The 14,046-nt window shown below is 68.5% G+C and carries 13 protein-coding genes; 11 read left to right on the forward strand and 2 right to left on the reverse strand.

Going from position 1 to position 14,046, the window contains the following annotated elements; translation table 11 throughout:
• Positions 1 to 47 precede the first annotated feature (47 nt).
• Positions 48 to 434, reverse strand: coding sequence for a hypothetical protein (locus ACQP2E_RS37365; protein WP_433827640.1), 387 nt, complete (start codon positions 432 to 434; stop codon positions 48 to 50).
• 137 nt (positions 435 to 571) lie between these two features.
• On the opposite strand from ACQP2E_RS37365, the gene ACQP2E_RS37370 reads away from it, so the two are divergent.
• The 3 genes from ACQP2E_RS37370 to ACQP2E_RS37380 are packed head-to-tail and all read left to right on the forward strand — an operon-like array spanning position 572 to position 2,867.
• Positions 572 to 1,300, forward strand: coding sequence for a M23 family metallopeptidase (locus ACQP2E_RS37370; protein WP_433827641.1), 729 nt, complete (start codon positions 572 to 574; stop codon positions 1,298 to 1,300).
• Positions 1,297 to 2,265: a prephenate dehydrogenase gene (locus tag ACQP2E_RS37375; RefSeq protein ID WP_433827642.1), complete on the forward strand. Its 969-nt coding sequence runs from the start codon at positions 1,297 to 1,299 to the stop codon at positions 2,263 to 2,265. The genes ACQP2E_RS37370 and ACQP2E_RS37375 overlap by 4 nt, the downstream gene beginning before the upstream one ends.
• A 29-nt stretch (positions 2,266 to 2,294) precedes the next feature.
• Entirely contained in the window at positions 2,295 to 2,867 is a 573-nt protein-coding gene (locus tag ACQP2E_RS37380; protein ID WP_433827643.1) for a DinB family protein, read from the forward strand.
• Here the strand turns inward: ACQP2E_RS37380 and mtnA are convergent.
• A complete protein-coding gene (gene mtnA, locus ACQP2E_RS37385) occupies positions 2,864 to 3,826 on the reverse strand; it encodes an S-methyl-5-thioribose-1-phosphate isomerase (protein ID WP_433827644.1) in 963 nt (320 codons plus the stop codon). The two genes, ACQP2E_RS37380 and mtnA, sit on opposite strands and share 4 nt — an antisense overlap.
• A gap of 31 nt (positions 3,827 to 3,857) precedes the next feature.
• Between mtnA and ACQP2E_RS37390 the strand changes: the two genes are divergently transcribed.
• The 8 genes from ACQP2E_RS37390 to ACQP2E_RS37425 all read left to right on the forward strand — a co-directional run bounded on the left by ACQP2E_RS37390 (position 3,858) and on the right by ACQP2E_RS37425 (position 13,738).
• Entirely contained in the window at positions 3,858 to 4,916 is a 1,059-nt protein-coding gene (locus ACQP2E_RS37390) for a PHP domain-containing protein (RefSeq protein ID WP_433827645.1), read from the forward strand.
• A gap of 19 nt (positions 4,917 to 4,935) precedes the next feature.
• Entirely contained in the window at positions 4,936 to 6,606 is a 1,671-nt protein-coding gene (locus ACQP2E_RS37395) for a DUF885 domain-containing protein (protein WP_433827646.1), read from the forward strand.
• A 443-nt stretch (positions 6,607 to 7,049) separates the two neighbouring features.
• Positions 7,050 to 8,198, forward strand: a complete 1,149-nt coding sequence (locus ACQP2E_RS37400) for a hypothetical protein (protein ID WP_433827647.1) — start codon at positions 7,050 to 7,052, stop codon at positions 8,196 to 8,198.
• Entirely contained in the window at positions 8,185 to 11,334 is a 3,150-nt protein-coding gene (locus ACQP2E_RS37405) for a nitrate- and nitrite sensing domain-containing protein (protein WP_433827648.1), read from the forward strand. Before ACQP2E_RS37400 ends, ACQP2E_RS37405 begins: the two co-directional genes overlap by 14 nt.
• Positions 11,331 to 11,777, forward strand: coding sequence for a roadblock/LC7 domain-containing protein (locus ACQP2E_RS37410; RefSeq protein WP_111654151.1), 447 nt, complete (start codon positions 11,331 to 11,333; stop codon positions 11,775 to 11,777). Before ACQP2E_RS37405 ends, ACQP2E_RS37410 begins: the two co-directional genes overlap by 4 nt.
• Positions 11,774 to 12,235, forward strand: a complete 462-nt coding sequence (locus ACQP2E_RS37415; protein WP_433827649.1) for a DUF742 domain-containing protein — start codon at positions 11,774 to 11,776, stop codon at positions 12,233 to 12,235. Before ACQP2E_RS37410 ends, ACQP2E_RS37415 begins: the two co-directional genes overlap by 4 nt.
• The gene (locus ACQP2E_RS37420; protein WP_111654149.1) at positions 12,213 to 12,842 is read left to right on the forward strand and encodes a GTP-binding protein; all 630 of its coding nucleotides are present in this window, start codon (positions 12,213 to 12,215) and stop codon (positions 12,840 to 12,842) included. The genes ACQP2E_RS37415 and ACQP2E_RS37420 overlap by 23 nt, the downstream gene beginning before the upstream one ends.
• Positions 12,843 to 12,934: 92 nt before the next feature.
• Positions 12,935 to 13,738 carry a hypothetical protein gene (locus ACQP2E_RS37425; RefSeq protein WP_433827650.1) on the forward strand — a complete coding sequence of 268 codons (804 nt, stop codon included), beginning with the start codon at positions 12,935 to 12,937 and terminating at the stop codon, positions 13,736 to 13,738.
• The last annotated feature ends 308 nt before the right edge of the window (positions 13,739 to 14,046 follow it).

A 14,046-nucleotide genomic window follows, 5' to 3' on the forward strand; every position in this document is an offset into this window, starting at 1 on the left:
CAGACCCGCTTCTCAGCGCGACGACGAGGGCACGAAAGGTGGCCGTTTCACCACAGCGGCCAGTCGTACGTGTCGGCCCATCGCAGCCCCACGAAAGTCATCGCGATCGACAGCCCGAGGCCGCTCGCTACCGCCACGCCGACAGCCGCGCCGCGGTCGCCGACCACAGCCAGCAGGAGGGCGACGAGCCAGGCGCTGACCGCCGCGGCGATGGTCCACCACGCGTACGACGCGAGGCCGCGCCCGAGGCTGCCGAAGAGAATGAGCCAGATGGCCGCGGCGGACAGGCCGCTGAGCACCGGGCCGGCCTTGACCGGGTGCGGCTCGCGGTAGACCGGCCGGGCCGGGTTGGGCGAGAGCCGGTGGTCCAGCGGCGACGGCATGTACCCGGGGGGCGGCGCGGACGTGCTCCAGAGGCCCTGCCGATCAGCCATCACGGTCCCCTTCCCACCCATCGTCACCCTCAGCGTATCCAGCTACCGGCCCGACTCGGAGTCACAGTGCGGAGTCAGCGGCGGGCGTGGCCTTCTGTCAGGATGGCTCGGTGCGCTTCCTCCGTACCCTCTCGGGCTTGACCGTCGCCGCCGCCTGCCTGGCCGGCTGCGGCAGCGTCGCCGGTGCGGGGTCGCCGGCGGCGACGCCGATCTTCGTGCAGCCGTCCGCCACACCCCAGTTCGGAGCGGCGCCGTCCGCGGGCGCAACCGTCGAGTCCGCCCCGCTGCCGACCGAGGCGACCACGACCAGCGCATCTCCTCCGGCCGCCGCGAGCAGCAGCGCACCGGCACCGGCCACGGTGAAATACGTTTTCCCGGTGGACGCGTCGAACGTCGACTTCCACACCACGCACTCGAAGTACCCGGCCACCGACATCTTCGTCGACTGCGGTGAGCGGTTCGTCGCCACCACCAGCGGCGTGGTCCTGGAGATCAGCCTCAAGGACAAGTACGTCAAGGGCAGCGCCGACGGACCCGACAACGGCGGCCTGTCGGTGTCGATCCTCGGTGACGACGGGGTGCGCTATTACGGCTCGCACCTGAGCAAGGTGCAGTCCGGCATCGAGGCGGGCGTGCGGGTCGAGGCCGGTCAGCTGCTCGGCAAGACCGGGAAGACGGGTAACGCCAACAACGTCTGCCACGTGCACTACGGCATCTCGCCGGCGTGCGCGAAAACCGGCGACTGGAAGGTGCGGCGCGGCGTGATCTGGCCGGCGACGTTCCTGAAGTCGTGGCGCAAGGGCGGGCAGAAGAGCCCGGTCTCGACCGTCGAGAGCTGGGAAAAGAAGAACGACTGCAAGGCATGAGGATCGCTGTCGCCGGTTTGGGCCTGATCGGCGGTTCGCTGCTGCGGGCGCTTGATGCCGCTGGGCACCAGGTGATCGGTTTCGACGCTGACCCGGCCACCCGGGACGCGGCGCGGGCCGCTGGTTTCCAGGTCGCCGAGTCGCTGGCCGAGGCTGCCTCGGGCTCGGAGTTGACTGCTTTGGGCGTACCCATGCCGGTCCTGCCGCAATTGATCACTGAGCTGGCGGGGTACGACGGCCTGGTGACCGATGTGACCTCGGTGAAAGGTCCCGTGAGGGACCTGATGAGGGCGCACGGCGTGGGCCGGTTCGTGGGTGGGCACCCGATGGCCGGCAAGGAAATCTCCGGGTTCGCGGCGTCCGAGAAGGATCTGTTCGCCGGCTGTGCCTGGGTGCTCTGCCTGGAGCCGGGCGAGACCGATCTCGATGATTGGCTGGCGCTGGCGCGCCTTTTCACCGGCATGGGCGCACGGGTGGTTCCGGCGACAGCGGGCGAGCACGACGCCGCAGTGGCCAAAATCAGTCATGTGCCGCACCTGTTCGCGGCGGTGCTGGCCGCGCAGATCTCGAATGACCCGCTGGCCGGGGCGCTCGGAGCGGGTTCTTTCCGGGACGGCACCCGGGTGGCCGCGACGCGCGCCGAGCTGACCGCGGCGATGTGCGGCGGCAACGCGGGCCCGGTCGGCCGGGAGCTTCGCCGGCTGATCGGTCAGTTGGAGGAGATCGCCGACGCGCTCGGCGCCGACGATCTTGTTCAGCTGCTCGAAGTCGACGAGCTTGTTCCGCTGCTCAAACCGGGTGAGCAGGCTCGCCGGGCCTGGCCGGCCACGGCGGGTGAGCCGTCGGCGATGGCAGTGGACGAGACCGCGCTGCTGGAGCTCGGCCGGTCCGGCGGATGGGTGACATCGGTGAATGCCAGCGACGTTGTCACATTGCGGCCAGAAACTGACCGCAACGACCCATAGCGTGGGGTGACAACGACGAAGGAGTCCCCATGCCCGGTCAGGCCGGTCCCATCGCCAACGAGCAGGATGGCTTGCTCGCCTATCTCACCCAGATGCGTTACGTGCTCAGGCTGACCGCGTACGGGCTCACCGATGAACAGTTACGGACAGCCGCCAGCGCGAGCCCGCTCACCGTCGGCGGGCTGATCAAACACTGCGCCTCCACCGAGGAGGGCTGGATGGCGACGGTTCGCGGCGAGAAGCAGCCGCTCGACTACGGCGCCTACGAGGCGAACTTCGCGCTGGCCGAGGGCGAGACCATCGACGACGTCCTGGCCCGGTACGACGTGGTCGCCCAGGCCACCGAGAAGACCGTGAAGGACCTCGCGAACCTCGACCACCAGGTCCCGATCGACCACTCGGTCCCGTGGAACCCGGCCGATCAGGACTTCTGGTCGCTGCGCTGGGTGCTGCTGCACCTGATCCAGGAGACCGCGCGGCACACCGGGCACGCGGACATCATCCGGGAGAGCGTGGACGGCGGCACCGCGTACCCGCTGATGGCCGCCGCCGAGGGCTGGCCGGAAACGGACTGGATGAAGCCCTGGAAGCCGGCTGTCTAAGGTTTCTCGCCGTGGTCCAGGCGGATCACGCGTCGGTCGGTGACGATCGCGGTCACCAGGTCGTGCGGGGTGATGTCGAAAGCCGGGTTCACCGCGTCGCCATAAGCGGTGACCTCGGCCGCACCCCGGTCCTCGATCTCGACCTGGTCGCCGCCGGGAGTGTCCAGGTCGACCGTCGACTCCGGCGCCACCACGAAGAACGGGATTCCGGCCCGCCGGGCGCCGAGCGCGTGCGAGTACGTCCCGATCTTGTTGATCACGTCGCCGTTCGCGCAGATCCGGTCGGCGCCGAGGATCACCGCGTCGATCTCGCCGCGGGCCATCAGGAACGGACCGGCCGAGTCCACTGCGACCCGGTGCTCGACTCCCCACTGGTTCAGCTCCCAGGAGGTCAGCCGGGCGCCCTGCAACAGCGGCCGGGTCTCGCTGGCGATCACTCCGCCCAGCCCGCCACGCCGGTGCAGCTCGCCGACCACGCCGAGCGCCGTACCGATGGTGACCGCCGCGAGGCCGCCGGTGTTGCAATGGGTGAGCAGCCGGGGCCGAGGCCCGCACAGCTCGGTGACCAGGTCGGCGCCGATGGCCGCCATGGCCTGCGACGCGACGATCTCCTCGTCCCGGATCACGCACGCCTCGAAGAGCACGGCGTCCGGGCCGTGCGGCAGGAGACGAGCGGCGCGCAACGCGCCGCGGGCCAGGTTCACCGCCGTCGGGCGCGCGGTCTCGATCTTTCGTACGGCTACCTCCAGCGCGACCGGGTCGTCGTGGTGGACCCGGGCTGCCAGCGCCACCCCGAACGCACCCGCGACACCGAGTGCCGGGGCACCCCGCACCGCCAGCGACTGGATCGCCGCAATCAGCTCGCCAACCGTGTGCAGCCGCAAAACGCGCAGCTCACCCGGGAGGGCGGTCTGATCGATGATCTCGACGGCCCCGTTCACCCAATCGATCGTCCGCATTCCGGTGAGCTTAAGCGCCTAATCTGACCTGATGGCATCCCGTGATCCGGTCGCCGATCTGCGGCGCATCGCGTTCCTGCTGGAACGGGCGAACGAGGCGACGTACCGGGTGAAGGCCTTCCGGTCGGCCGCCGCCGCGGTCGCGAAGCTCCCGGCGGAGGAGCTGGCCGAGCGCGCCGAGGCCGGCACCCTGGCGAAACTCCCCGGGGTCGGCGAGGTCACCGCCCGCTGCGTCACCGAGTCGCTGACCGGCGAGGAACCGGTCTACCTGCGCCGGATCACCGCGACCGAGGGCACCGATCTGCCGGCCGCGGCGCAGGCGTTGCGGTCGGCGCTGCGTGGCGACTGTCACGTGCACTCGGACTGGTCGGACGGCGGGTCACCGATCGAGGAGATGGCCCTGGCGGCGGCCGATCTGGGCCACGAGTACTTCGTGCTCACCGACCACTCGCCCCGGCTCACCGTGGCACACGGCCTGACCGCCGACCGGCTGCGCCGCCAGCTCGACCACGTGGCGAAACTCAACGAGGCGCTGCCCGAGGGCTTCCGCATCCTGACCGGCATCGAGGTGGACATTCTCGACGACGGCTCGCTGGACCAGGAGGACGAGCTGCTGGCCCGGCTCGACGTGGTGGTCGGCTCGGTGCACAACAAACTGCGTGACGAGCCGGCCCGGATGACCCGGCGGATGGTGAACGCGCTGGCCAACCCGCATCTGGACATCCTCGGGCACATGACCGGGCGCAAGGTGTCGGCGAAAGGTGAGGGCGACGCCGCGCACCGGACCGGGCGTACCCGGCCGCCGAGCACGTTCGACCTGGAGAAGGTGCTGGCCGCCGCGGTCGAGCATGGCAAGGCCATCGAGATCAACTCACGGCCGGATCGGCTCGACCCGCCGAAACGGATGCTCACCGTCGCGGTCGAGGCCGGTTGCCTGTTCAGCATCGACACCGACGCGCACGCGCCCGGCCAGCTCGACTGGCTGGGTTACGGCTGCGAGCGGGCCGCGCTCTGCGACGTGCCACCGGATCGGGTGGTCAACACCTGGACGGCCGATCGCCTGGTCGAGTGGACCCGGTCGCACGCGTGATTCCCGTAGGGTCGGCGAGGTGGGACGAATTGACGAACTCGCCAACCGCTACGTCGACGAGTGGGCCGCGCTCAACCCCACCGGGGCGACCGCGGTCGGCATTTCCGGGTACGACGACAAGACCGACGACCTCTCGCCGGAAGGTTTCGCCGCTCGGGCCGAACTGACCCGCCGCACCATCAACGACCTGGACGTGATCGAGGCCGAGCACGAGTCGGAGGAGGTCGCGAAGGACGCCATGATGGAGCGCCTCGGGCTGGAGGCGGCCCGGTACGACGCCGGCTACACCACCACCGAGGTCAGCGTCATCACCAGCGGCCTGCACGAGCTGCGGATGGTCTTCGACATGATGCCGTCCGAGGGCGAGGAGGCGATATCCAACATCGCCACCCGGCTGAACGCCATGCCGAAAGCCCTGGAGCAGTACCGCCGCACGCTGATCGAGGGCGCCGACGCCGGGCAGATCAGCGCTCGCGCCCAGCTGCTCGCGGTAGCCGAGCAGTGCGTCGCCTGGACCGATCCGGCACGCGACGACTTCTTCCACGGCCTCACCCGCCGGCTGCCGGCCTCCGGTGTGCTCGCCACCGAGCTGAACCGCGCCGCCGCGGCCGCGACCGAGGCCACCGCCGCGTTCGGCGTGTTCCTGCGCGACGAACTCGCCCCGCGCGGCCGGGAGAAAGAGGCCGCCGGCCCGGAGCGGTACGCCCTGGCGTCGCAGTACTTCCTCGGCGCCAAGGTCGACCAGGAGGAGACGTACCTCTGGGGTTTTGAGGAACTGCACCGCCTGGAGCAGGAGATGAACGCGGTCTCCGGTGCGATCGCCGGCCGCGGCGCCGGCGTCGACGAGGCCGTGGCCGTGCTCGACGCCGACCCGGCCCGCAGCATCGCCGGCAAGGAGGCGTTCCGGGACTGGATGCAGTCCCTTTCCGACCGGGCGATCACCGAGCTGAACGGCACCCACTTCGACATCGAGCCGCCGGCCCAGAAACTGGAGTGCTGTCTCACCCCGACCAGCGACGGCGGCATCTACTACACCGGGCCGAGCGAGGACTTCTCCCGTCCCGGCCGGATGTGGTGGGCCGTCCCGGAGGGCCAGGAGACGTTCTCCACCTGGCGTGAGGTCACCACCGTCTATCACGAGGGTGTTCCCGGTCACCATCTCCAGATGAGCCAGGTTCTGCTCCGGGCCGACTCGCTGAACCGCTGGCAGCGGCTGCTCTGCTGGTGCTCCGGGCACGGCGAGGGCTGGGCGCTGTACGCCGAACGCCTGATGGACGACCTGGGTTACCTGACCGATCCGGGCGACCGCCTCGGCATGCTCGACGCGCAGGCGCTGCGGGCCGCCCGGGTGATCGTCGACATCGGCATGCACCTGGAGCTGGAGATTCCCCGGGACAACCCGTTCCGCTTCCACCCGGGCGAGCGATGGACGCCGGAGCTCGGCTGGGAGTTCCTGCGGGCACACACCCGGATGCCCGAGGAGGTTCTGCGCTTCGAATGGAAGCGGTACCTGGGCTGGCCGGGGCAGGCGCCGTCATACAAGATCGGCGAGCGGATCTGGTTACAGGCACGTGACGAAGCAAAGCTGCGCAAAGGCAGTGATTTCGACCTCAAGACCTTCCATCGGGACGCCCTGAACCTCGGTGCGCTCGGCCTCGATCCACTCCGAAAAGCACTGACAAGGATTTAAGTCATTAGGGTCTCTCCGCACCGAATCGGGACGGAGGGACCCTTCTTTATGTGCACACGCCACTACCCTCCGTTAGTTGTTAGCCGAGAGCAATTGACTAAATACTTTCCGTGAAGGGCGACTAGGTAAGACGTAACAAATCCGAAGTAGAACTCATATTCACGTCCTGCCCAGGGTGCGGATACGATCTGCGCGGCGCTCGTCACTTGGATTCCAGGCCCCCGTGGACTGGGTGTTTTTTGAGCAACAGCCCCAGCATGGATGTCCGTACAACCGAGCCGACAGCGTCGCGTATCCCCCGATCAGCCGAGACAACTCTGACCCTTGGAAAGGGGTTTTCTGAGGTTTTCTCGGATAGATTGACCCAGATCGGTGCGCCCGCATGGCTACTCTCCGTAGTCAATTGATGGCCCATCGCGTGTGCATGGCGGAGGACAAAAGCAATGTCAGTCTCGGTGAACAGCCGGCGAGCCCGTTTACGCTCCGCCCTCGCGGTGGTGCTGACGGTTCTCGTGCTGCTGCCTGCCGCAGCCCTGTTCCTGCGTGTTCTGGATGACAACACCGAACACCGGGACCGGTTGACGCTCGAACAGCAGGGCGTCGAGTACCTGACCGCACTTTCACCGCTGGTCAGCGCGCTCGCGGAGTCTCAGTCGTCAGCATTGCAGGGTGTCTCTGCGGAGCCTGCATCGCTGACCGCGGCCGTGGCCCGGGTGCAAGGGGTCGACGAGCGCATCGGCGACGCCCTGGGCACCACGGACCGGTGGGCGAACCTGAAGGACAAGATCGGCAAGATGCCCGGTGTCACCGGCGACTCGGCCACGATCTACGAGGCCCACGTCGAGGTGTCCGACCTGACGCTCGCTCTCTACGACACGGTGCGGGAGAACTCCACGCTCAACCGTGACGAGGAGAGCGACATCTGGTTCCTGCAGGAGGCGGCGGGCGTCAACATGCCCGAGGCCGTCACCGCGGTGAGCCGGATGGGCGACACGGCGAACATGGTCGCCGCCGCGAAGTCGAAGACGAAGGCCGCGCTGAACGTGCAGTTCGGCTACCAGGCCCTCACCGTGCAGGAGGCCGGCGACAAGCTCACCGACAACCTCCAGGCCGCGGTGGAGAAGACGGAGAGCCCCACGCTCGCCGGCAACCTGGTCTCCAACCTGAACTCGTTCAAGCGCGGTATCGAGGACGCCAACCGTGGCGCCAACTTCGGCGGCGCGCCGAACGTCTCCGCGATGGTGACCGCCCAGAGCACCCTGCAGACCGCGCTCAACGCGCTCTCCGGTGTCGTGCTCAAGGAGATGGCCACCCTGCTCGATGACCGCGTCGACTCGCTGAACTACCGGCGTGCCGAGGCCTGGGTCCTGCTCGCGGTCGCAATCGCTCTGATCCTGGTCGCCACGTTCTGGACCCGGGCACGTGCCCGTCAGTCCGGCGACTCGCACGAGACCCCGCGCGACGTCTCGGTCCAGGGTGACCGTGGCGGTTACGGCGGCAACAACCCCTACGACCCCGCGCCGAACTACGGCGACACGTCCGGCTACGGCGACGGTGCTACGCGGCGGGAGCGTTCCGGTGCTCTTCGGTAAGTTCCGCATCCTGGGCAAGCTCGCCCTGCTGGTGCTCGTACCGCTGCTCGGGGTCGTCGGCCTCAGCATCCCGGTCATCTACGAGCGCATCGACGCAGCCCGCAGCGCCCAGGACATCTCGAACACGGTCACCCTCGCCACCGAGGTCAGCTCCGCGCTGACCGAGCTTCAGGAGGAACGACTGCTTGCGGTCGGCTTCCTCCTCGGCCAGGTCGACCGGCCCACCTACGTGGTGCAGAGCAGCGAGGCCATCGAGTCGCTGGCCTCGCTCGCCAGCGTCGACGACATGCCGCAGGCTCTGCGCCGCACCCTCTCGGGCGCCGCGAAACTCAACGTCACCCGGCAGAACGTTCTCAACAACGCGGTCGCCAACATCGGCGCCGTGGTGGAGGACTACAACGAGGTCATCACCCCGCTGATCGACGGCCTCGGCCTCGCGACCAGCGCCGACCTCACCACCGGCGTCGGCCGGCAGGTCTACGCCCTTGAGCGCGCCATGCGCTCCGACGACCTGATCGGTCAGGCGGGCTGTTACCTGGCCGCCGCGGTGGTCGCCGGCAAGGACCCGCAGGCGGCGAGCCTGCTGTTGAGCGCGTTCAGCGCGACCTTCAGCCAGATCGAGTCGATCATCACGAGCTCGAAGGTGTACTTCACCGACGCGCAGTACAAGCTCTACATCAACACCCAGGACGCGTTCGCGTCCCGCGTGGGCGACGAGTTCCAGACGGCGCTCAGCACCAACCCGACGCAGGCCCTCAGGGGCCTCGACATCGGCACGCTGTTCCCCTCGCTCCAGTCCGTCACGGTCCTCGGTAGCTTCGTCGAGAAGCGCGTGGCCAAGGACGTGGACATCATCACCAACACCAACCGGGAAAGCGCGCTCCGGCAGGCGTTCCTCATCGGTGGTGGCTCGTTCCTGCTGCTGATCCTGGTTATCACGCTCAGCATCTTCATGGCCCGCGCGGTCGCCCGGCCGCTGCGCCGCCTGACCGTCTCCGCCGACCGCATCGCCCGTGCCGCCGAGGCGGAACTCGAGCGCGTGGCCGACGACGAGGGTGAGGCCCAGGTACGCCCGATCCGCCTCGACGCGGTCGACGTGGAAGCCCGAGACGAGATCGGTGACCTGGCCCGAGCGTTCGACCGCGTGCAGACCACCGCCGCCCGGCTGGTGGAACGCCAGGTGGTCGGCCGTCGTAACGTCGCTCAGATGTTCGGCCACGTCGGTAGGCGTACGCAGAACCTGGTCGGCCGTCAGCTCTCGCTGATCGACAGCCTGGAGCGCAAGGAGACCGACAGCGACCGTCTCCGCGAGCTGTACCGCCTCGACCACATGTCCAGCCGTCTTCGCCGTAACGCGTCCGCGCTGGTCGTGCTCTCCGGTGGCGCCGGCGCGAACGAGCACATGGCGCCGCTGGCCCTCTCGGACGTGGTTCGTCTCGCCCTGGGTGAGATCGAGGACTACACCCGTGTCGAGGTCGACGTCCCGGAAGACATCGTGGTGGTCCCGGCCGTCCTGGCCGACCTCACGCTGCTCCTCGCCGAGCTGCTGGAGAACTCGACCTCGTTCTCCCCGCCGCACACCTCGGTCACCGTCTCCGCCGAGGAACTGCGTGGCGGCGCCCGTCTCGCGATCATCGACCACGGCCTGGGCCTCGCGCCCGAGCGTCTGGCCGAGGAAAACGCGCGACTGACCCGTCGTGAGCGTCTCGACCTGGCACCCACCGAGGTTCTCGGCCTCTTCGTGGTCGGCCGTCTGGCTCGCCGGCACGGCATCGAGGTCACCCTGACCGACACGCCTGACGGCGGTCTGACCGCGTGGGTCGACCTCAACCCGTCGCACCTGATCTCCCGGGTTGAGAACCTCACCATGACGCCGGCTCCGGCCTTCCCGGCTCCGGCCGCGGCGCCGCAGATCCAGGCTCCGGAGTACCAGAACGTGCCCGCGGCTCCGGCGTACTCCGGCGCGCTGCGTAGCAACACCACCGAGATGGCGATCACCAGTGCCGGCGGCCGTCAGGTGCCGGGCAGTGCCCAGCCGTTCGACCCGATCGTTCTGACCCGGGCCACGGCAACGCTGGAGACCGGCAACTCGTGGAACGCGTTCGCCCCGCAGCCGGTCTCGCCCGCCGCGACCACGCCGGCCGCTGACCCGTACGCGGGCCAGCCGGTTTACGACGCCGAGCCGATCTACACGCCTGGTATCGCGTACCAGGAGCCGGTCGCCCCGATCCACGCGGAGCCGATTCCGACATACGACATGGGCACCCCGGTCGCCGGCCGGGTTCCGGCGGCGCTTCCGGCGCTGCCGTCCGCCCCGTCGGCCGGCCCGGCCTGGAACACCGAACCCCCGACCCAGCCGAGCTGGAACGAAACACAGCCGAGCTGGAGCGAAGCACAGCCGGCGTGGAACGCTCCTGTTCCCGCCGTGGAGGCCCCGATGGCTTCTGCCATTCCCCCGCAGGCCCCGCAGCTTCCGCAGCAGCGCAATGTGGACAACTTCCACAACGCTCCGGCGCCGAGCTCCGAGCCCGCACGTAACGGCAATGGCAACGCCACGCCGCTGCGCCGCCGGGTTCCCGGTAGCCAGCTGCCGGCGGAAAGCGGCCCGCAGCAGCACGCCAAGGCGCCTTCTCAGGACGACGCCCTCGCTGCCCGTGCCGCGTTCGACGCCTTCGAAGCCGGTGTCAGCCAGGCGCAGTTCGACACCAGCGTCTCGATGCCGGCGCCTGAGGTCAGCCAGCCGCAATTCAACGGCCAGCCCCAGTTCAACGGCCAGCCCCAGTTCAACGGCCAGCCCCAGTTCAACGGCCAGCCCCAGTTCAACGGTCAGCCCGAGTGGAACACCCCGGCACCCTCTTGGGACACGCCGGCCCCGGCTGCCGCCAGCCCGTCGTGGAACGCACCGGTGGCCGATCCGGCACCGCCGGCACCGCCGACCACGCCCGGGAGCACCCCGCTGACTCGTCGCGTACCCGGCGCCACCCTGCCGGATGACGAGCCGCACCGTCCGACTCCGCCCCCGGCCCCGGCCCAGCTGGACCCGGATGCCGCGCGGGCTCTGATGGATCAGTTCGAGTACGGCGTCGCACTCGCGCTGAATGAAAGCCAGCCACAACACGAGGGACAACCGCGATGACTTCCCCCTATGCAGCTGCACAAAGCCAGCTCAGCGCTGAAGCCAAAACCTTCAACTGGCTGCTGGACTCCTTCACCTCCGGTACCGCGGGTGTGATCGAGGCCATCGCGGTCTCCTCGGACGGCCTCCTGATGGCCATGTCCGCGATCAAGGACCGGCCCAACGCCGAGCGCCTCGCGGCCGTGGTCTCCGGCCTGACCAGCCTCTCCGGCGGTGCCGCGAGCTGGTACCGGCTGGGTGCCCTGAACCGGGTCATCATCGACATGGCCGACGGATACCTCCTGGTCACCGCGATCAGCGCCGGCTCGGTGCTCGGCGTCATCGCGGACCGCAGTGCGAACCTGGGCACCCTGGCGTACGAGATGACTCTCTTCGCCACGCGTGCCGGTGGCGCCCTGAGCCCCCGCCTCATCGCCGAGCTGAAGAACGCCGTTCAGCAATGACCTACCCGGACCCCGACGAACCGGTACCTCCGGCGCGCCCTGGAGTCCGGCCCTTCCTGCAATCCGGTCCGCAGCACTCGACCGGCGGTTACACCCCCACAGGGGAGTACTCGTCGGTCGAGTCGTCGACCAACGCTCTACGCCCGTTCGTCATCACGTCCGGGCGGACCGATGGAGGAGACCCCGACATCGGTATGGAAACTCAGGTGACGGTGGTGCCTGGTGCACCGGCGTCGCGGCATTCTCCGGAAACCAGGGCGATCGTGTCTCTCTGCGAGGAGAGCCCGATCTCGGTCGCTGAGATCTCCGCTCGGTTGCGCCTGCACTTGGGCGTCACCCGAATTCTCGTCGGTGACCTTCGGGCCACCGGCCAGCTGGACGTCCACGTCCTGGAAAACGACACACCTGACCCCGAGACCATCATGCGAGTGATCCGTGGACTTCGATCCATCAGCTAACCGCGTCGTCGGCACCGCGCGCATACCGGGCGCACCCGCGCCCAAAAAGGCGCCGGTCCCGGTAAAGATCATCGTGGCCGGTGGCTTCGGTGTGGGCAAGACCACGACGGTCGGTGCCATCTCCGAGATCTCACCGCTGACCACCGAGGCCGAGATGACGTCGGAGTCCGTGGGCATCGACGATCCAGGTCAGGCGACCATGAAGACCGGCACCACGGTCGCCATGGACTTCGGTGTTCTCACCATCGATCAGACCCTCAAGCTCTACATCTTCGGTACGCCGGGTCAGACCCGGTTCGCCTTCATGTGGGACGACTTGGTCAAGGGTGCGCTCGGTGCCCTGGTTGTGGTAGATACCAACCGAATAGATGACTGTTATCCGGCAGTCGACTACTTCGAGCGCGCTGGTCTTCCGTTCGTCGTCGGCATCAACACCTTCAACGGGCAGATGAGCTACAGCATCGACGAGGTCCGTTGGGCGCTGGCAATCCGCGAAGACGTGCCGGTCGTCTCGTTCGACGCGCGTTTCCGCGCGTCCGTACGGGATGCCCTGCTGGTCGTCCTGGACCAGGCACTCGATAAGGCGATCAGGATGAAGACGTCGTAGTGTGTGCGCGGGTCGCCCGGTAACGGTTCCCAACCGCCCACAACAGGGGCACAGTTGGAGTACCGGGCGACCGCGTGAGGAAAATGAGGACGGTGACCGTGCGAGGCGGACTGGACGACGCGCTGGACAAGCTCGCCCGGCGTGACGAGCTGAGGCGCCGCGCCACCGGAGAGAACCCCAGCACTCCGCCGGCGGTGACCGAGCTGGTCGAGGCGATCGCGGGTGTGATCGCCCGCAATCCCCAGCTGGCGGTCACGGTCGGCGTCGAGGGCGCGGGCGATCCGGTGCTGCTCCACTTCGGTTTCGCCGACGGTGTCGTGCAGGTGAGCGCCGACAACTCGGTAGCGACCCGGGCCGCCGAGGCCGAGGCGAAACACGCCGACTTCGAGATCGATGTGGACCCCGAGCCGGTTTACGCCGAGCCGGTCTACACCGAGCCCGTTTATGCCGAGCCCGTTTATGCCGAGCCGGTCTACACCGAGCCGGCTTACTCCGAGCCTCCCCGGGCCACCCGCGACGATCAGGATCGCTTCGGTCCGACCGATTTTGATTACGAAGAGCCCCCGACGGCCGAGCGTCCGTTCGTCTCACCGTCCTCTTCGGAGGCTTACGAGCCAGCCCCGCACCCCTTCGCCGCGGCACCCCCACCGCCAGTTCCACCCCAAACCCCTCTTGGGTACGCGTCACCGCAGGCGTACGCCGAACCCCAGGCCTACGCCGAACCGCCGCAGCAGCAACAGCCGCCGCAACCGGCCGCGCAGTCCGGTTTCCCGCAGCCGCTGGCGAAACCGATCCCGCTCAAGGTGGAGCGCCCCGAGGAGACCGAGCAGGCCGCCCGCCGACTGGCCGCCCTCCTGCGTGACGACCCCACCCTGCTGGACGCGCCGCACGACTGATCGCATGGCCACGCGGCGGTTACCTAGAGTGACCTTTCCCCTTTGGCGCCGCCGAATCCCGGAATCTCACTCTCCGAAGTTGTATCCCTCCAGCGCGAGTTCAGTTCCCGTCCCCGCGAATCGGGCAAAACACGCCCGGTTTTCGCCAGGTCACGACGTGTGAGATGTCTGGGTTAGACCTTTTGGTCGGTATGCGGCGCCGTTCCTCTCATCGCTCTTGAGTCACGCTCGGTAGTTCCCTAATGTCCTATTACGTCCAAGAGAACGGCCCGCCGGGCTCGACGGACATCACGAACAGTGACTAGGAC

The sequence above is a fragment of the Actinoplanes sp. CA-015351 genome, from assembly GCF_050955685.1.
Lineage (GTDB): Bacteria > Actinomycetota > Actinomycetes > Mycobacteriales > Micromonosporaceae > Actinoplanes.

What these genes read in the sequence shown, in the direction of transcription:
- ACQP2E_RS37375 (WP_433827642.1), top strand. Translation starts at nt 1,297, where the DNA reads ATGAGGATCGCTGTCGCCGGTTTGGGCCTGATCGGCGGTTCGCTGCTG.
- ACQP2E_RS37365 (WP_433827640.1), bottom strand. Translation starts at nt 434, where the DNA reads ATGGCTGATCGGCAGGGCCTCTGGAGCACGTCCGCGCCGCCCCCCGGG.
- ACQP2E_RS37380 (WP_433827643.1), top strand. Translation starts at nt 2,295, where the DNA reads ATGCCCGGTCAGGCCGGTCCCATCGCCAACGAGCAGGATGGCTTGCTC.
- ACQP2E_RS37400 (WP_433827647.1), top strand. Translation starts at nt 7,050, where the DNA reads ATGTCAGTCTCGGTGAACAGCCGGCGAGCCCGTTTACGCTCCGCCCTC.
- ACQP2E_RS37390 (WP_433827645.1), top strand. Translation starts at nt 3,858, where the DNA reads ATGGCATCCCGTGATCCGGTCGCCGATCTGCGGCGCATCGCGTTCCTG.
- ACQP2E_RS37410 (WP_111654151.1), top strand. Translation starts at nt 11,331, where the DNA reads ATGACTTCCCCCTATGCAGCTGCACAAAGCCAGCTCAGCGCTGAAGCC.
- mtnA (WP_433827644.1), bottom strand. Translation starts at nt 3,826, where the DNA reads ATGCGGACGATCGATTGGGTGAACGGGGCCGTCGAGATCATCGATCAG.
- ACQP2E_RS37415 (WP_433827649.1), top strand. Translation starts at nt 11,774, where the DNA reads ATGACCTACCCGGACCCCGACGAACCGGTACCTCCGGCGCGCCCTGGA.